14 protein-coding genes, 1 tRNA gene and 3 pseudogenes are annotated in these 17,679 nt (G+C 71.4%); 3 read left to right on the forward strand and 15 right to left on the reverse strand.

Annotated elements, in window-relative coordinates:
* Positions 1 to 1,216 precede the first annotated feature (1,216 nt).
* The 3 genes and pseudogenes from AB0J33_RS09310 to AB0J33_RS09320 form a co-directional block, all read right to left on the reverse strand.
* Positions 1,217 to 1,381: pseudogene (locus AB0J33_RS09310) on the reverse strand (Rho termination factor N-terminal domain-containing protein); the annotation flags it as partial.
* 342 nt (positions 1,382 to 1,723) lie between these two features.
* Positions 1,724 to 2,035 (reverse strand): annotated as a pseudogene (locus AB0J33_RS09315) (TIR domain-containing protein); the annotation flags it as partial.
* Positions 2,036 to 2,169: 134 nt separating this feature from the next.
* Positions 2,170 to 2,253: transfer RNA gene (locus AB0J33_RS09320), tRNA-Tyr, on the reverse strand.
* Between the two features lie 147 nt (positions 2,254 to 2,400).
* Here AB0J33_RS09320 and AB0J33_RS09325 point away from each other — a divergent pair.
* Entirely contained in the window at positions 2,401 to 2,895 is a 495-nt protein-coding gene (locus tag AB0J33_RS09325; protein ID WP_091402478.1) for a YajQ family cyclic di-GMP-binding protein, read from the forward strand.
* Between the two features lie 4 nt (positions 2,896 to 2,899).
* On the opposite strand, the gene AB0J33_RS09330 is transcribed toward AB0J33_RS09325, so the two are convergent.
* The 10 genes from AB0J33_RS09330 to AB0J33_RS09375 form a co-directional block, all read right to left on the reverse strand.
* Positions 2,900 to 3,427: a dihydrofolate reductase family protein gene (locus tag AB0J33_RS09330; RefSeq protein ID WP_363611610.1), complete on the reverse strand. Its 528-nt coding sequence runs from the start codon at positions 3,425 to 3,427 to the stop codon at positions 2,900 to 2,902.
* Between the two features lie 178 nt (positions 3,428 to 3,605).
* Positions 3,606 to 4,865, reverse strand: coding sequence for an MFS transporter (locus AB0J33_RS09335; protein WP_363611612.1), 1,260 nt, complete (start codon positions 4,863 to 4,865; stop codon positions 3,606 to 3,608).
* A 146-nt stretch (positions 4,866 to 5,011) separates the two neighbouring features.
* Positions 5,012 to 5,887, reverse strand: a complete 876-nt coding sequence (gene htpX / locus AB0J33_RS09340) for a zinc metalloprotease HtpX (RefSeq protein WP_363611614.1) — start codon at positions 5,885 to 5,887, stop codon at positions 5,012 to 5,014.
* A gap of 114 nt (positions 5,888 to 6,001) precedes the next feature.
* Positions 6,002 to 7,489: a proton-conducting transporter membrane subunit gene (locus AB0J33_RS09345; protein WP_363611616.1), complete on the reverse strand. Its 1,488-nt coding sequence runs from the start codon at positions 7,487 to 7,489 to the stop codon at positions 6,002 to 6,004.
* Between the two features lie 55 nt (positions 7,490 to 7,544).
* Positions 7,545 to 9,053, reverse strand: coding sequence for an NADH-quinone oxidoreductase subunit M (locus AB0J33_RS09350; protein ID WP_363611618.1), 1,509 nt, complete (start codon positions 9,051 to 9,053; stop codon positions 7,545 to 7,547).
* 55 nt (positions 9,054 to 9,108) lie between these two features.
* Positions 9,109 to 11,040 (reverse strand): NADH-quinone oxidoreductase subunit L, encoded by a 1,932-nt coding sequence (locus AB0J33_RS09355; protein ID WP_363611620.1) that lies wholly within the window; start codon positions 11,038 to 11,040, stop codon positions 9,109 to 9,111.
* Positions 11,037 to 11,399, reverse strand: coding sequence for an NADH-quinone oxidoreductase subunit NuoK (gene nuoK, locus AB0J33_RS09360; RefSeq protein WP_363611622.1), 363 nt, complete (start codon positions 11,397 to 11,399; stop codon positions 11,037 to 11,039). The genes AB0J33_RS09355 and nuoK overlap by 4 nt, the downstream gene beginning before the upstream one ends.
* Positions 11,396 to 11,956, reverse strand: a complete 561-nt coding sequence (locus tag AB0J33_RS09365) for an NADH-quinone oxidoreductase subunit J (protein WP_363611624.1) — start codon at positions 11,954 to 11,956, stop codon at positions 11,396 to 11,398. Before AB0J33_RS09365 ends, nuoK begins: the two co-directional genes overlap by 4 nt.
* A gap of 25 nt (positions 11,957 to 11,981) precedes the next feature.
* Positions 11,982 to 12,587 (reverse strand): NADH-quinone oxidoreductase subunit I, encoded by a 606-nt coding sequence (locus tag AB0J33_RS09370; protein WP_363611626.1) that lies wholly within the window; start codon positions 12,585 to 12,587, stop codon positions 11,982 to 11,984.
* 94 nt (positions 12,588 to 12,681) lie between these two features.
* The gene (locus AB0J33_RS09375; RefSeq protein ID WP_363611628.1) at positions 12,682 to 13,110 is read right to left on the reverse strand and encodes an ester cyclase; all 429 of its coding nucleotides are present in this window, start codon (positions 13,108 to 13,110) and stop codon (positions 12,682 to 12,684) included.
* A gap of 81 nt (positions 13,111 to 13,191) precedes the next feature.
* Here AB0J33_RS09375 and AB0J33_RS09380 point away from each other — a divergent pair, with 81 nt between their 5' ends.
* Positions 13,192 to 14,211 carry a glutathione S-transferase C-terminal domain-containing protein gene (locus AB0J33_RS09380; RefSeq protein WP_363611630.1) on the forward strand — a complete coding sequence of 340 codons (1,020 nt, stop codon included), beginning with the start codon at positions 13,192 to 13,194 and terminating at the stop codon, positions 14,209 to 14,211.
* A gap of 299 nt (positions 14,212 to 14,510) precedes the next feature.
* Here AB0J33_RS09380 and AB0J33_RS09385 read toward each other — a convergent pair whose 3' ends face one another.
* Together AB0J33_RS09385 and AB0J33_RS09390 are read right to left on the reverse strand one after the other, a co-directional pair.
* Positions 14,511 to 15,473, reverse strand: a complete 963-nt coding sequence (locus AB0J33_RS09385; RefSeq protein ID WP_363611632.1) for a complex I subunit 1 family protein — start codon at positions 15,471 to 15,473, stop codon at positions 14,511 to 14,513.
* Between the two features lie 470 nt (positions 15,474 to 15,943).
* A pseudogene (locus tag AB0J33_RS09390) lies at positions 15,944 to 16,522 on the reverse strand (NADH-quinone oxidoreductase subunit C); the annotation flags it as partial.
* A 105-nt stretch (positions 16,523 to 16,627) separates the two neighbouring features.
* On the opposite strand from AB0J33_RS09390, the gene AB0J33_RS09395 reads away from it, so the two are divergent.
* A complete protein-coding gene (locus tag AB0J33_RS09395) occupies positions 16,628 to 17,674 on the forward strand; it encodes a glucose 1-dehydrogenase (protein WP_363611634.1) in 1,047 nt (348 codons plus the stop codon).
* Positions 17,675 to 17,679: the final 5 nt, after the last annotated feature.

Consider the following 17,679-nt stretch of genomic DNA (forward strand, 5'->3'; position numbering starts at 1 on the left):
CGAAGGCGGCGAGGCGTCCGACCATACATCAGCGTGCTCCTGTCGGGGGTCAGTACAAGAATCAGTGCCTCCGATCGTGCCACAGTCGAAACCACGCGCAAAGCCCACGTACGGCCGATCGGCTTGGCCGACCGGGCGAGCGAGGCCGCTATGTGACCGTCGCGTAATAAGGGGCAGACAGAGCGTCTACGGAATGCGATCGGTGACGCCTCGTTGGCACATCGTGCGGCTTCCAGCCAAGGCGGCGATTCGGAACTTTGCCCTTGCTAGCCCAGAGGCGACAAATCGCTCGATGCCTGGCCCTTCGGACCCCTGGGTCGGAGGTCGGAGGGTGCGGGGATGAGCCTCTGGTCGGCCGCGCCCCGCCGAGTGTCCAGGCTGGGCTGCGCCGCTCACCCTGAGGTGTCACCAACGGGTCAGAGTAGCTGGACTCGCCCGGCTACGGGAGCGAACACGCAGAGAAATCGTTCGATGCGTGGATCCGGGGTTGACAGGAAGGTCCGGCCACAATGAGCTAGCCGAACGATTGCCCGGTGGGCTCACAGGTGATTCCCGCCGCCGAACGCGTCACGACCGGCGGCGATCAGGGGGCGGCTGAGCGCCGTGCTTCTCGCAGTGAATCCGCAACGCCGCTTTGAGACCAGCCATGGCCGCGCCCACCACGAGAACCTCCGTTTGTTCTAGGTGGAGTCGTCAGGGTTTCCGCGAAGGCCGGGACGTGACCCGCACGTCGGCGGGGAAGAACTCCGGCCGCCCAGGCCGCGAAATGTCCGCCGCGCTCAGCTTTCTCAAAGTACGCGGTACCGGGGTAGAACGGCCTCGACCCGAGCTGAGCGAGGCGGCCCAGGTCCCGTCGGGGACGTGTCGAGGCCGATCGGAACCGAGCCCGGCGGAGGAGCCGCGCCCCGGCGGCCCGGCCCCGTTCTCGTTGCGGCCCGGCAGCCGCCAGGGTGAAACGCGAATCGCGGTCGACCGCGCACACCGACGTCGGTAACGGCTTTGTCTTATGCGTCGAGCTACGAGCTATCGCCAACTCTCGATGCCTTCGCGGCCGCGCCCACCGACTGCTCACGCCGAGGATGATCCGCCGCAGGTGGTCGACCGCGCCCGGATAACCGGGCGGGCACCAAGGGCGCTCGTCCAGTAGGGCAGCCTCTTCCCGAGGCTGAACAACCCACGACTGCGGACGAGAAGATCCTCCACTGCTCAGCTAGCGGGATCTCGCCTCCAGAATCGCACTAATGAGCTCGCCTTTCCTCATCCGGGCTACCCCGGAGATCCCTAGCGAGGCAGCAAGACTCTGCAGCTCGGGTAGCAACATGTCCCCAAGCTCGCCGCCTCCTCGCCTCCGGATCCTGCGATCGCTTTCTCCGATTACCACTCCGCTAGGCCGAGACGCTGCTTGCCACTCGCGCTCCACCAGGACGCCTGGGCCCTGATTCAGATGGGAGCTCGCGGTCACATCCCGTCTCTGTAGGCCCCGAACGGTCTCTAGGATCTCCGCGACCATGTCCTCAACGTCACGCTTCGGCTTGGCTGGCGCTCCGTTCGTGTGCTGAAGAAGAAGCTTGCTCACCTGGGCCTCATACTCATCCCAGGTCCGCCTGAAGGACCGCTCCAGACGATTCTCCTCCAGCGGGATATCACACGACTCGTTCAAGGACTTGACAAGCTTCAACATGTCCCGCTGGTCAGTGCCGTTGGTCCCTTGGAACTGGGTTAGCGGCCCGGTGATCTCCGAAGGCTGAACGCCGAGTAGGACGGGACGCACACGCGCGCCGTCCAAGAACTTTGCCAGAGCGCCGGCCTCGAAGTTGAGCCACGGCTCTTTAACATTTTCCCTGGTGACACAAATGATTCCCTGGCTCGTCTCTTCCAAGCGAGCACCCACCTCAGTCGCCCACCGCTGACCCTTGCTGATGTCTTCGCTCGACATCCAAGGTTCTACGCGGTGGATCACTTCCGGGAGCCAGGTGTGTAGAGCGAGGGCCAAGCCGTGGCTCATACGCTTTGACCAGCTGATGAAGACTTGCACCGCACCTCCCGAGATGAAGGTCCCGGCCAGCGTGCCGGAACGGCGGAGAGCCAAGGACAGCAGCGGCCAGCAGCAGGCAAAGACGACAAAGCCCCTGACTTGCGCTCTCGCAGGTCAGGGGCCGTGTCTGCACCTGGTGGCGGGTAGAGGATTCGAACCTCTGAAGCTTTCGCGACGGATTTACAGTCCGCTCCCATTGGCCGCTCGGGCAACCCGCCAGGGCACCCCACCGCGTCGTAACGCGGCGGCGGAAGCAAGGATAGCGGCTCCCCCCGGTGCCGGTGCAACCGGGTACGGTCAGGGGGTCGTGCCGCTGGTCGGCGGCCGATGGTACGTCCAGACCACCGGACAGCAGGAGCAGAAACATGGCAGCGAACCCGTCGTTCGACATCGTGAGCAAGGTTGACCGCCAGGAGGTCGACAACGCCCTTCGGCAGGCGGAGAAGGAGCTTGCGACGCGGTTCGACTTCCGCGGCACCGGTGCGGAGATTTCCTGGTCCGGCGAGGAGGCGATCGGCCTTCAGGCGGAGACCGAGGAGCGCGTTCGCGCCGCACTTGATGTCTTCAAGGAGAAGCTGGTCAAGCGGAACATCTCGCTGAAGTCGCTTGATGCTGGCGAGCCGCGTCCGTCGGGCAAGATTTTCAAGATCGACTGCAAGGTGATCCAGGGCATCGAGACGGACAAGGCCAAGGCGATCAGCAAGAAGATCCGCGAGGAGGGCCCCAAGGGCGTGCAGGCGCAGATCCAGGGTGACCAGCTGCGGGTGACCGGGAAGAAGCGCGACGACCTCCAGGCCGTCATCTCGCTGCTCAAGGGTGAGGACTTCGGCGTCGCCCTCCAGTTCAACAACTACCGGTAGCGGCTCAGTAGACGACGCTGTACCAGTGCTCGGTCTCGCCCGGCACCGGCATCAAGCGCACTTGGGTGCCGCCCGCGTGGTCGAACATGCGCACCCCGTCGCCCAGCAGCACCGGGGCGTAGAACATGAGGATCTCGTCGAGCAGCCCGGCTTCGATGCATTGTTTGGCGACGTTCGCGCCGAGGACGTTGACGTACTTGTCCCCGGCGGCCTCCTTCGCCTGTGCGACGGCGGTGTGCAGGTCACCGACGAACGTGACATCGGGCGGTGGCGGGGACGGCGGCCGATGGGTGAGGACGAACACCGGCCCGTGGTATTGGCCGCCGAACGCGCCTTCGCTGTCGGTGCCCCGGTTCGGGTCGTCGCCGCCGAAGGTGGCGTTGCCGGCCAGGATGGCGCCGACGTTGGGCAACAGGCGCTCCGCCGTGGGGTTTCCGCCGCCGAGGTGCTCGGTCAGCCACGACATGTCGCCGCCCGGGCCAGCGATGAAGCCGTCGAGGGACGCCGTTGCCGAATACAGGACCTTAGCCATGAGCCGAGGATACGACGCGAAACTCAAGTTCCTTGATGTCGGGGCATCCGCCGGGCGGGGATAGCCCGACATCAAGAAACCCGAGTCGATCAAGGCACCCGACGAGAAGCCAAGCCGGGCCAAGAGGCCAAGCCAGGAGGCGAGGGGCCAGCCAGGAGGCCACGAGACCGGCGGACGGTCAGACGGTTAGGGGCTGTTCGGCGCGTACCGCTGTGGTTTCCGCTCGGGCGATGGGCCCGGCGGGCAGGGCGGCGACTGCGGCCCCGACGGCGACGGCCGCCCCGGCGAACAGGAACGCCCACCGGACGCCGCCGGCGTGGTCCACGATCAGGCCGGCCACCGAGCCGCCTGCGGCGCTCGCCGCCACCGCCACGGTGACCACCCAGGTGTACGCCTCGTTCAGCATGCCGGCCGGGGCGATCCGGCCGACGAGGGTGTTCTCCAGGGTCAGCGCGGGCGCGATGGTGGCCCCGCCGGCGATCAGGGCGACGCCCAGCGCCAGCGGGGTGGGCATCACCGCGAACACGACGAAGGTGGCGGCCAGCGCGGCGAGCAGCAGGGCGAACTGGCGGGTCATGTTCGGGGCCGGCTTGCGGACGCCGAACCAGACCCCACCGATGGCACTGCCGATTCCCCAGACGGCGAGCAGCAGGCCGGCGAGGCTCTCCGGGTCTTCGGTGGTGTGGCCGCTCGCGAACGCCGGCACGATCACCCCGGCGGCCCCGAACGCGATGCCCAGGCCGGCGACGCAGGCCAGTAGGGCGGGGAAGCCGGCGACCCGCAGCGGGCCGAGCCCGCGGGCGTGGTGTTCGCGCGGGTGCGGACGCCAGCCGCGCATGACCCGGCCGAGGGCCACGGCGGTCGTGCCGACCAGGGTGACGACGGCGGCACCGATCAGCGCGGCGGCCGCGTCGGCGACGAGCACGAAGCCGGCGACGAGCAGTGGGCCGAGCACGAAGACGATTTCGAAGAGGGTGGTCTCGGCGGCCAGCGCGGTGTTGCGCAGGGCGTACCGGCCGGAGTTGGGGCCGGTCAGGTCGTTCCAGGCACCTCGGATGGCGGCGGTGAGCGGCGGGTACGTGGCGCCGGCCACGCCTGCGGCGAGGTAGATGGCCGGGAGGGCGTCGTCGCCGGAGCGGCTGGCCAGCAGGAGCCCGGTGAGCGCGAGGGGGTGGGCCACGGCGGTGACGAGCAGGACTGGGCTGGGGCCGACCCGGTCGGCGATCCGTCCGGCGACCGGGCTGAGCGCGGCACCGGCGACGGCGTAGATGCCGCCCGCGATGGCGGCCAGCGCATATCGCCCGGTGACCTGTTGGACTACCAGGAGCAGCGCCAGCGGTGTCATGCCGATGCCGAGCCGCCCGATGATGCCGGTGATCAGCAGCATGGGCGCGCCGGGGATCCGCCAGACACCCAGGTACTGACGCAGCGCGGTCACCGTGAACCCCCCGAAGATGTAATGAGCGTGAGCCGTTACGACCCTAACGTCAGCGTCCGACCGGGCGACACCGGTTTAGCCTGCGGAGACAGCACTTCGCCCGTACCCGCGATGTGCGGATACGGGCGGAGGCGTGGTTCGGCGGGTCAGCGCTGGAACTGCACGGGCCCCGAGTTGCGGGCCATCTGCTCCAGCCGGGCGACGCGGTCCTCCATCTTCGGGTGCGTGGAGAAGAGGGCGGCCATGCCGCCACCCCGGAACGGGTTGGCGATCATGAGGTGCGCGGTGCTGGTGAGCTGGCCCTGCGCCGGCAACGGCCGGCGGCTGGCCACCGCGTCGATCTTGCGGAGCGCGCTGGCCAGGGCCAGCGGGTCACGGCTCAACTCGGCGCCAGAGGCGTCGGCCTGGAACTCGCGGCTCCGGCTGATCGCCAACTGGATCACCGTGGCCGCGATCGGACCCAGGATCAGGGTGAGCAGCAGCACAGCCGGGTTGGGCCGATCCTCGTCGTCGCCACCGCCCAACGGGATGAAGAAGGCGAGGTTCGCCAGCAGGGTGATGATGCTGGCCAGGCCGGCCGCCACGCTGGAGATGAGAATGTCCCGGTTGTAGACGTGCGACAGCTCGTGCCCGATCACGCCGCGCAACTCGCGGTAGTCGAGGACTTCGGTGATGCCCTGCGTCACGCAGACGGCCGCGTGCTGCGGGTTGCGACCGGTGGCGAACGCGTTGGGCTGGGCGGTCGGGCTGACGTAGAGCCGCGGCATCGGCTGCCGGGCGTCGGTGGCCAACTCCCGCACCATCCGGTACAGCTCGGGGAACTGCGCCTCGGTGACCGGTTGCGCCCCCATCGAGCGCAGTGCGAGCTTGTCGGAGTAGAAGTAGGAAACGCCGTTCATGACCAGCGATACGAGGACGGCGATGACCAGGCCGCCGCTGCCGCCGAACCAGTAACCCACCGCGAGGATCAGGGCGGTGAGCAGACCAAGCAGCGCCGCGGTCTTCAGACGGTTGTGGTGCACGATGTCTCCTTCGGTGCACGGATCGCCGGGATCCGCTGACCGGTGTAACAACCCGGTACCCGCCAACCATCCGTCTCAACGCTGAGAGTTCACTGAGACGGGGGCCCGGGTGGGTCAGCGGCCGGCCAGGTCGAGCACCAGCTGCGGAGCGAAGCCGAGCACCACCGCGGCCACCGTCGCCGCCGCCAGCACCACCCCCACCACGCCCACCACGGGTACGGCCGCAGTGCCGCCGGAACTCGGGGCGGCTAGGGGCGTCGGCGTCCAGAGCGCGGCGGTCACCCGCAGGTAGTAGGCGAGGCCGATCACGGCGTTCAGCGCCACCACCAGCGCCAACCAGGCCGCGCCACCGTCCAGCAGCGCCCGGACCACGGTCACCTTCGCGAACAGGCCGGCCAGGCCCGGCGGCAGGCCGGCCAGACCCACCAGCGCGAGACCGAGGGCCGCGGCCCGCCACGGGTGCCGGCGGGCCGCCCCGCGCAGGTCGTCGAGCGTGCCGCCGTCCGCGCCTGCCGGCCGCAGGGCGGTCACCGCGGCGAAGGCGGCCAGCTCCAACACCACGAAGAAGACGGCGTACGCGACGGCGGCCGCGTACGCGGCGGACCGTGCCTCGTCGGTGCGCCCGGCGGCCAGCGCCAACGCGCCCAGCGGAGCGAGGATGTAGCCGGCCTGCGCGACCGACGACCAGGCGAGCAGCCGAACGGTCCGCCGCTGCCGCAGGGCCACCAGGTTTCCGACGGTCATCGTGAGCACCGCGAGCAGGGCGAGCACCGGACCGGTCTGATCCGCCGGCAGCGCCCGCTGCACCACGGCGAGCAGGGCGACCAGACCGCCCAGCTTCGACGCCGTGGACAGGTACGCGGCCACCGGCAGCGGCGCGCCGTCGTAGGTGGCCGGCGCCCAGGCGTGGAACGGCACCGCCGCCACCTTGAACGCCAGCCCGACCAGCAGCACCGCCACCGCGGCGGTGGTCAAGGGCAGGTCCCGCAGCTCCGGCCGCTCGGTGAGCAACGCGCCGAGCCGGTCCAGGTGCAGCCCACCGGTCACCGCGTACAGCAGCGCCGCGCCGAGCAGGGTCAGCGTGGTCGCCACCACGCTGACCACGAAGAAGGTCAACGCCGCCTCGGCGCTCGCGAGGCTGCCCCGGCGCAGGCCGACCAGCACGTACAGCGGCAGGGTCAACGTCTCCAGGGCGACGATCAACGTGATCAGGTCGCCGGCCGCGCCGAGCACCACGCCGCCGGTCATCGAGCAGGCCAGCAGGAAGCAGTACTCCCCCACCGGGGACCGCCCGGCCCGCAGCGCCGGCACCGACAGCCCGAGCACGCCCACGGTGAGCAGCGCGACCACCACGCCGACCAGCGCCGCCCGCCCACCGAAGATCCACGAGCAGTCGGCGCCCACGCAGAACGTCCGCCGCTCCGCGCCCGCCCCGACCAGCGCCGAGCCGACGGCGGTGCCGAGCGCGCCGAGCGCGGCCACCGCGATCGTGGCCCGGGGTCGGGCCAGGACCAGATCGGTGATGAGCACGAGCACGGCCGTGCCGGCGGCCAGATAGGCCGGCAGCAGCGCGACGCTGTCCACGCTCTGCACGAGGGTCATCCGAGCCCACCTTCGTTCGCGACTGCGGGGCTCCGCTTCGCTGCGCTCCTCGCGCTCACCGGGAAACCACCCCGATCAGGGCGTCGACGGGGGCCTCGGCGACCCCGAGGACAAGCGTCGGCGCCAGCCCGATGGCCAACGCGAGCAGCACCAGCGGCACCCACGCGGTCAACTCCGCACCGGCCAGGCCGGGGCCGACCGGCCCGACGGCCGGGCTCGGACGGTTGTGGGTGACCTGGCGCAGCAACCGCAGGAAGTACGCGGCGGTGAGCGCCCCGCCGACCGCCGCGAGCACCCCGAGCGTGGTCCAGAGCGGGCCGCCCACCTGCACGGCGGCGATCACCGCGAACGCCTCGCCCCAGAAGCCGGCCAGGCCGGGCAGGCCCAGCGACGCGATCGCCGCGAACGCGAGCAGACCGGCCAACCGGGGCGCGGTCTCACGCAGCCCGGACAACTCGGCGAGGGTGCCCGTGCCGGTACGGTCCTTCACCGCACCGGCCAGGAAGAACAGCAATCCGGTGATCACCCCGTGCGCGACGTTGCCGATCAACGCCGCCTGGATGCCGGTGGCGGTCAGCGTGGCGACGCCCAACAGGACGAAGCCCATGTGCCCCACGCTGGAGTACGCGATCAGCCGCTTCACCTCCGACTGGGCCAGGCAGACCAGCGCACCGATCAGGATCGCGGCGACCGCCAGCACACCGAGCACCGGCGCCGCCCAACGGGCACCCTCCGGCGCCACCCCCACCGCGACCCGGATCAGGCCGTACGTGCCCATCTTGAGCAGCACCCCGGCCAACAGGACACTGCCCACTGTGGGTGCCTGGGTGTGCGCGTCGGGCAGCCAGGAGTGCAGCGGCCACAACGGGCTCTTCACCGCGAACGCCACCGCGAGCAGTGTGAACGCGGCCAACTGGGTGCCCCGGGACATGCCCGCGCCACCGGTGAGTGTCACCAGGTCGGCCGTGCCGGCGGCGGCGACCACCACGTACACGCCGACCAGCAGCAGCACCGACCCGAACAGCGTGTACAGGGCGAACTTGCGGGCCGCCCGGCGACGGTCCGCGCCGCCCCAGCCGGCGATGATCGCGTACATCGGCAGCAGGACGACCTCGAAGAAGAGGAAGAACAGCACCAGGTCCAGGGCGAGGAAGGTGCCCAGGATGCCCACCTCGACCACCAACAGCAGCGCGACGAGCGCCCGGCCGCTGCCGCCGTCGGGCACCCGCCACATCGTGTACGCGCAGCAGAGCAACGTGAGCAGCGCTGTCAACACCACGAGCGGCCAGGAGATGCCGTCCACACCGAGGTGGAAACGCAACTCCAGACCGGGCACCCACGGCAGGTCCAGCTGGTGCCACGGGCGCACGGCCGGGGCGTCTGCCGACCAGGCAACCCAACCCCGACCACCGAACACCAGCGGCACCGCTGCCAGCAGGGTCAACGCCGCCGCGATCGTGCCGACCAACCGGGCCACCCGGTCCCGGGGCGTCGCCGCCACCGCTACCGCACCCAGCGCCGGCAGCGCCAGGACGGCCACCAACAACACCTGCCCAAACGTCACTGGACCGCCTCTGTTCGCGACTGCGGGGCTCGCAAACCCGGCTCACTCCTCGCGCTCACTGGTTGACTCCAAGTAGGGCGGCGGCCAGGCCGATCAGCAGCGCACCGGCCAGTACGCCGGCGGCGGCCCGGGGCAGCGCCGCCCGGTGCAGCGCGGCCAGGCCCGCGCCCAGACCGGACGCGGCGCGCCCGCTGCCCTCGACCGCACCGTCCACCACCACCTCGTCGCCGGCGCGGGTGGCGCGGGCCAGCGCGCGGACGGGGCGTACCACAAGGGTGTGCTGGACGTCGTCGAACCGGAACGCGCGGGCGAAGACCGGCCGCAGCGGACCCAGCGCGTCCGCCGGGTCGACGGCCGGGTCGCGCCGCCAGCCAAGCGTCACCAGCCCGGCGCCGAGCAGCAGCAACGCCAGCGGCAGCAGCACTCCCGGCCCCAGGTGGACGAGGCCGTCCTCGGAGCCGGCCACCGGGACGGTGGGGAACCGCAGCCGGTCGGCGAACGCCCCGACGAACCCGGCCAGACCGAGCAGCGCGGCCGGCACGGCCAGCAGCAGCACCGGCCAGCGCAGCACCGCCGGCGGGTCGTGCGGCCGGACCAGCGGCAGCCGCGCCGTGCCGAAGAAGGCGCGCAGCAGCAGCCGACCCGCGTACCAGGCGGTGAGAGCCACGCCGACCAGCCCGGCGACCCAGACGATCCAGCCCACCCAGGACGGTGCCGGGCCGGTGCCCTCCAGCGCGGCCGACTCGGCGACCGTCAGCACGCCGTCCTTGCTCCAGAAACCGGCCAACGGCGGCACCCCGACCAGCGCGCCCAGGCCCACCACCGTGCACCAGAACGTCACCGGCATGCTGCGCCGCAGCCCGCCCATGTCCGACATCAGGGTGGTGCCGACGGCGTGGATCACCGCGCCGGCGGCGAGGAACAGCAGGGCCTTGAACGCGGCGTGGGTGAGCAGGTGGAACAGCGCCGCCGACGGCGAACCGACCGCCAGCGCGCCGGTCATGTAGCCCAACTGGGACACGGTCGACCAGGCCAGCACCCGCTTGATGTCGTCCTGCGCGGTGGCGGCGAGCGCGCCGAGCAGCAGCGTGATCGCGCCGACCACGCCCAGCACGGTCAGTGTCACCGGCGCCGCCGTGAACAGCGGATAGAGCCGGGCCACCGCGTACACCCCGGCGGCGACCATCGTCGCGGCGTGGATCAGCGCGGAGATCGGCGTCGGGCCGGCCATCGCGTCCGGCAACCAGGTGTGCAGGGGGAACTGCGCGCTCTTGCCGGCGACGCCGGCGAGCAGCAGCAGGCCGGCGGCGGTCAACGTGACGCCGGAATGGTCGTGGGCGAGCACGTCGGCGATCCGGAAGCTGCCCGTCGACACGCCGAGCAGCGCGATGCCGAGCAGGAACCCGACGTCACCGACCCGGGTCACCAGGAACGCCTTCATGGCGGCGGCGGGGGCGCCGGCCAGTCGGCGGTCGTGGGCGATCAGGAGGTACGAGCAGAGGCCCATCACCTCCCAACCGACCAGCAGCATGATCAGGTCACCGGCGACCACCACCAGCAACATGGCGCCGGTGAAGAGACTGATCTGGGCGGCGTACGGCGGGTACCGGTGATCGACGTCGACGTCGTCGTGCGGACCGCGCCGCAGGTAGCCGACCGAGTAGACCTGCACGGCCAGGGCGACCGCCGTGACCGCCACCGCGACCAGCGCGGCGGCGCCGTCCAGCCGTACGCCGAGGGTCACCACCAGGCCACCGATGTCGACCCAGGTGCTCGACGTTTCCGTCGGCCCGTCGACCGTGAGCAGCAGCGCGACGGCCAGGGCGAGCGCGCCGGCCGCGCCGACGACGCCGAGCGTCACGGCGGCCGTCCGGGCCCGGTCACCGCCGGTCGCGTTGCCGCGCCGGGGAGCCGGTGGCAGCAGCAGGCCGAGCAGCCCGGCGACCAGCGGTACGGCGGGCAGCAGCGCCCCGAGCAGCCCGGTCACCGGCCCGCCTCCGTGTCCAGGACGGCCGGCTCGCGCCCACCGACGGGCTCCGGCGGCTCGGTCAGCGGCACGTCATCCACGGCCACGGTCGCCCGCAACCGGTAGAGCTGAAGGACGATCGCCAGCCCCACCCCGATCTCGGCGGCGGCGAGGACGATGACGAACAACGCGAACACCTGCCCCGAGTGCGGGAGCACGGCACGGGCGGTGGTGTCCGCGGTGACCAGGATCAGGTTGACCGCGTTGAGCATCAACTCGACCGACATCAGCACCAGCACCGCGTTGCGTCGGCGCAGTACGCCGAACACGCCGAGGCCGAACAGCAGCGCGGCGGTGACGTACGGGATGACCGGCCTCACCGGCGCCTCCCGGGCTCACTGTCGACCAGGTCAGCTGCCCGGTCGTCACTGCGCGGGGCGGCTCGGCCGATGTCCGGCCGGGACAGCACGATCGCGCCCACCAGGGCGGAGAGCAGCAGCACCGACAGCACCTCGAACGGCAGCACCCAGGATTGGAAGATCTGCTCGCCCAGCCGCTCGGCGGTGCCGGCGCGGGGCAGCGTCACGGCGCCCCAGCGGTAGGCGTCGACAAGCAGGACGGTCAGCCCCAGCCCGGCGCCGCCGCCGATCAGCGCGGCCGGCCAACCGGGCCGGTCCAGGTCGTCGGAGACCCCGATCGGCGCCCGGGTCAACATCACCGCGAACAGCAGCAGGACCACCACCGCGCCCACGTAGATCAGCACCTGCACCCAGGCCACCAACTCGGCGCTGAGCACCAGGAAATCGCCGGCCAACGCGCCCAGGCACACCACCAGGTAGAGCCCGGCCCGGACCAGGTGTTTCGTGGTCACCACCAGCACACCGGCGCCCACCGCCACCGCGCCGAGGGCGAGCAGCAGCACATCCGCCCCGGTCACCGGGCCGCCCTTCCGGCTCGGGCGGTCACGACGCCGGGTCCTGGTCGGCGTCGGACCGTACCGCCGGAGGAGCGGGACGTGCGGCAGCCGCCTTGCGCGCGGCGGACGTCTCCTCCTTGGCCGGCTCGCCGTTCGGGTCGTGCGCGGGCGGCGGCGGGACGGTGGCCATCCACTGGCCCAGGTGGTCCTTGTCGTGCAGCAGGTCCTTGATGTCGTACTCGGCGTACTCGAACTCCGGCGACCAGTAGAGCGCGTCGAACGGGCAGACCTCGATGCAGATGCCGCAGTACATGCAGAGCGAGAAGTCGATGTCGAACTTGTCGAGCACGTTGCGCTGGCGGGGGCGGGCGGCGCCGGGCACCGCCACCTCCTCCTTGTGCGAGTCGATGTAGATGCACCAGTCCGGGCACTCGCGCGCGCAGAGCATGCAGACCGTGCAGTTCTCCTCGGACAGGGCGATCACGCCGCGCGAGCGGGGCGGCAGGTCGGGCGCGGTGTCCGGGTACTGCTGGGTGGTCGAACGGCTGGTCATCGTCTTGAGGGTGACCGCCAGCCCTTTCACCAGGCCCGCGCCGGGAAGGCCGCGTTCGCCGGTGGCACCGCGCTCGCTGGGGTCGCTCATGTCGACCATCCTGCCCTGTGGCCACGGCGCGCGCGACCACCACCCACAGGTCCACGACCCTACGGCTTACCCGAGGAGCACCGTCACCTGCGGATCGGTCGGATCACGCCCTGGGTCCGCTGACCACGGCCGGTGGGAGCATCTCGACGCCGAGCTGTTGCAACAACTGGAACAGCTCGTTGCAGCTCCACACCTCGACGATCCGGCCCGCCGCGTCGAAACGCAGGAACGTCGCCCCCGAGTAGCTGACCACCTGCCCGGTCGGCGGCACCGGCCCGAACTGCCCGGCGTGGGTGCCGGCGGCCCGCCAGTGCACGGCCACCCGCTCGCCGGCCGCGACCACGTCGACGATCTTGTAGCGCAGGTCCGGGAAGGCCGCCCGACGCTCACGGTGCCAGGCCAGCGTCGCCTCCGGCCCGGTGCCGCCCAGCCCCGGGCACTCCTCGGCGACCAGCTCGTACGCCGACTCCTCCTGGCGGGCGTTCCACACGTCGGCGATGAACCGCCGGGCCGCCGCCTCCACATCCGTCATGCCGGCAGGGTATCCGGGACCACGGCGGGCGGTAGATCCGCGAGGATTGGTCGGAGACACCGACCGAACTGGGAGAGCGACGTGGGCGAGGAAAAAGGCGGCAAGTACGTCGAGCCGGGCGGCGAGTTCACCCGCGACCAGCGGTACATCGCCACCCGGATCACCGAGGACGGGCGCGACGGGTACCCGGTCGAGCCGGGCCGGTACCGGCTCGCGGTCAGCCGGGCCTGCCCGTGGGCCAACCGGCTGATCATCGTGCGGCGGTTGCTCGGCCTTGAGGACGCCATCTCGATGGCGGTCGCCGGCCCCACCCACGACGCCCGGAGCTGGACCTTCGACCTCGACCCGGGCGGCCGGGACCCGGTGCTCGGCATCGAGCGCATCCAGGAGGCGTACTTCAAGCGCTTCCCCGGCTACGAGCGCGGCATCACCGTGCCGGCGATCGTGGACGTGCCGACCGGGCAGGTGGTGACCAACGACTACGCGCAGATGAGCCTGGACCTGTCCACCCAGTGGGGCGCGTACCACCGCGAGAGCGCCCCGCAGCTCTACCCCGAACACCTGCGGGAGCAGATCGACGAGGTCAACGCGGTCGTGTTCCGGGACGTCAACAACGGCGTCTACCGGTGCGGGTTCGCCGGCAGCCAGGAGGCGTACGCCAAGGCGTACCACCAGCTCTTCGACCGGCTGGACTGGCTCACCGAGCGGTTGACCGACCAGCGTTACCTGGTGGGCGACACCATCACCGAGGCCGACGTGCGGCTGTTCACCACGCTGGTCCGCTTCGACCCGGTCTACCACGGCCACTTCAAGTGCAACCGGCAGAAGCTGAGCGAGATGCCGGTGCTGTGGGCGTACGCCCGCGACCTGTTCCAGACTCCCGGTTTCGGCGACACCATCGACTTCGACCACATCAAGCGGCACTACTACGAGGTGCACCGCGACATCAACCCGACCGGGATCGTTCCGCTCGGCCCCGACCTGTCCAACTGGCTCACCCCGCACGGCCGGGAGTCGCTGGGTGGCCGCCCCTTCGGCGACGGCACCCCACCCCCACCCCCAGCCGAGCCCGTAGACCCAACCCACACCCCACTGAATTAACAAGCACGCCCCGCCCGCGCTCACCCGCCCCGCCCCAGCCCGCACCCCGCCCCAGCCTGCACCGCGCCCCAGCCTGCGCCGATCTCGCAGTTTCGGTTGGTGATTCGAGTACTACGCCCCTTATGCCGCCACAGAAAGTGCAAGATCGCGGGGTGGTGGCGTCCCGAATCCGTCGATCATGGAGTTATGGTGCCCGGATTGGGGATTAACGGGCGGTTTGTCGCCCACCACAACTCCATGATCGACGCGTGCGGGGCGGGGCGGGGCGGGGCAGAGGCGGGGCAGAGCCGGGGTGGGGCTCACAGGGCGATGCGGACGGCTGCGGTGAGGATCAGTTGGGCTAGGGACGCGGGGACCAGCACCAGCCAGCAGAGGCGTTGGAGCTGGTCCTCGCGCAGGCGGGGGTAGGACACCCGGAGCCAGATGATCACGAAGGAGACCGCGAAGACCTTGAGTAGCGTCCAGAGCCAGCCAAGCTGATCATCGGCGAACGGACCCTGCCAACCACCCAGGAACAGCACAGTGGTCAGCGCGGCGATCACCACGATGCCGACGTACTCGGCGAGCAGGAAGAACGCGAACCGCAGACCGGTGTACTCGGTCATGTAGCCGAAGACCAACTCCGAATCGGCCACCGGCATGTCGAACGGTGGCCGGCGGATCTCGGCCAACCCGGCGACGAAAAAGATGATCATCGCGGGTGCCTGCCAGAGCAGCCACCACGGCTGCCACGCCTCGACGATGCCGGGCAGGCTGAGCGTGCCGGCCGCCATCGCCACCGACGCGGCCGCCAGCACCAGCGGCAGCTCGTAACCGAGCAACTGGGCGGCGCCGCGCAGCCCACCGAGCAGGCTGTACTTGTTCGCCGACGCCCACGCCGACATCAGCACCGCCACCACCCCGACGCCGACCACGGCCAGCACGAAGAACAGGCCGATGTCCAACGGTTGCCCGACCAGGTCGTTCGGGCCGAGCGGAATGACCAGCAGCACCAGCAGGTAGGGCACCAACGCCACCGCCGGCGCCAGCCGGAACACCGCCCGGTCGGCCTCGCGCGGCGTGATGTCCTCCTTCTGCACGAACTTGACCCCGTCGGCCACGAGCTGCGCCCAGCCGTGGAAGCCGCCCGCGTACATCGGGCCGAGCCGGCCCTGCATGTGCGCCATCACCTTGTGCTCGGCCTGGCCGACCAGCAGGGGCAGGGTGAGGAACGCGACGATCACGCCGCCAATCCGGAGCACCAACTCCACCCAGAGCGGCATCAGGGCGTACCCCCGTCGTGGTCGCTCCGGTCGTCGCGGCCCGGCGGGTCCGCGACCGGCTCGCCGCCCGGCGCGGGCGTGTCGCTCGCGCCCGCCTCGGAGGCGGTCGGGTCGGCCGGGCCCGCGCCGGACACCGGCTGATCGGCCAGGCCCGCGCCGGGCGCGGACTGATCGGCCAGGCCCGCGCCGGACACCGGCTGATCGACCGCGCCCGCGCCGGACACCGGCTGATCGGCCAGGCCCGCGCCGGGCGCGGACTGATCGGCCGGGCCAACGCCGGACACCGGCTGATCGACCGCGCCCGCGCCGGGCGCGGGCTGATCGGCCGGGGCCGGGACGTCGGCGGTGCCGGCGGGCCGGGGAGTACGCGTCGGACGGGCCCCCGGCGCGGGCCGCGCCGGACGTTCACGGGCCGGCCTGGCCGGGGTGCCGCCACGGGGGCCCTCCCCCACGCCACCGGCACCGGCCGGAGTGGGCGTGGGCCCCCACTCGCCGGGTGCGGGTACGCCGGGCGGGCGGATGGGTCGACGCCCACCGCCGGCCTCGGACTCGCCCGGCTCCTTCGCACCCGGCCAGGGCTTGGCCACCCGGGAGGCGAGCACGAACTCCTTACGCAGCGGGTGGCCCTCGAACTCCGGGGGCAGCAACAGCGGCAGCAGCTCCCCGTGGCCGGCGAAGTCGATGCCGAACATCTCGTGCGTCTCCCGTTCGTGCCAGGCGGCACCGGGGTAGACGTCGACCACCGAGGCGACCGTTGGCGCGCCGCGCGGCAACCGGGTACGCAGCAGCAGGCCGTGGCGCAGTCGCGTCGACCAGAGGTGCGCCACCACGTCGAAGCCCTCGGCCAACTCGTCGACGGCGGAGAGCCAGTCGAAGAAGTCGCAGGCAAGCTCGGCGTCGTCGCGGGCGGCGGAGACGGCGGTCAGCCAACTCGCCGGCGGCACATCGACGGTGGCGCGGGCGAACCGTTGGCCGCCGGAGACCGACGGGGTCGCCTCGACCGGCGCGAGCAGCGCGACCAGCCGAGCGCCGACCTCTTCGGGAGTCATGCCGCTGATCCTAGTGCCGGACGGGCCCGCGCCTGGTCGCCGCCGAGGCCCGACGATCTGCCGGCTTTGGGCGCGGCGGGGCCCCCGGCGGGGAAAGATGAGGGCGTGCGCGCTGTGACGGTAAGACCCGGGGTCGCCAACTCGCTGAGCCTCGTCGAGGATCAGCCGGAACCGGCTGCCGAGGAGGGCTCGGTCCTGGTCGAGGCGCTGGCCGTCGGGATCTGCGGCACGGACCACGAGATCATCGCCGGGGAGTACGGCGAGGCGCCACCGGGCGCGGATCGCCTCATCATCGGGCACGAGTCACTGGGTCGGGTGATCGAGGACTCGAGCGGCACCCTGCAACCCGGTGACCTGGTGGCCGGTATCGTCCGGCATCCCGATCCGGTGCCCTGCCCGAACTGCGCGGTCGGCGAGTGGGACATGTGCCGCAACGGTCAGTACACCGAGCACGGCATCAAGGCGCTACCCGGGTTCGCCCGGGACCGTTGGCGGATCGAGCCGCGGTTCGCGGTCCCGCTCGACCCGGCGCTGGCCCAGGTGGGCGTGCTGCTGGAACCGACCAGCGTGGTGGCGAAGGCCTGGGACCACGTCGAGCGGATCGGGCACCGGGCCGAGTGGCAGCCGCAGACCGTCCTGGTGACCGGGGCCGGGCCGATCGGGCTGCTGGCCGCGTTGCTCGGCACCCAGCGCGGGCTCTCCGTGCACGTGTTGGACCGGGCCACCGACGGGCCGAAACCGGAACTGGTCGCCGGGCTCGGTGCCACCTATCACGCGGTGCCGGTCAACGACCTGCCCCTCGAGCCGGACGTGGTGATCGAGTGCACCGGCGCGCCCACCGTGGTCCTCGACGTCATGTGCAAGGCGGCCCCCACCGGGATCGTCTGCCTGGCCGGGGTGTCCAGCGGTGGCCGGAGCATCGACTTCGACGCCGGGGCCCTCAACCGGGAGCTGGTGCTGGAGAACAATGTGGTGTTCGGCTCGGTGAACGCCAACCAGCGGCACTGGAACATGGCCGCGCAGGCCCTCGCCCGCGCCGACCAGGTCTGGCTCGAATCGCTGATCACCCGTCGGGTGCCGGTGAACCGGTACGCCGACGCGTACACCCCCGGGCCGGACGACATCAAGGTGGTGCTGGAGTTCGCGTCCTGAACGCC

The organism is Micromonospora sp. NPDC049645, from assembly GCF_040675155.1.
GTDB lineage: Bacteria > Actinomycetota > Actinomycetes > Mycobacteriales > Micromonosporaceae > Micromonospora.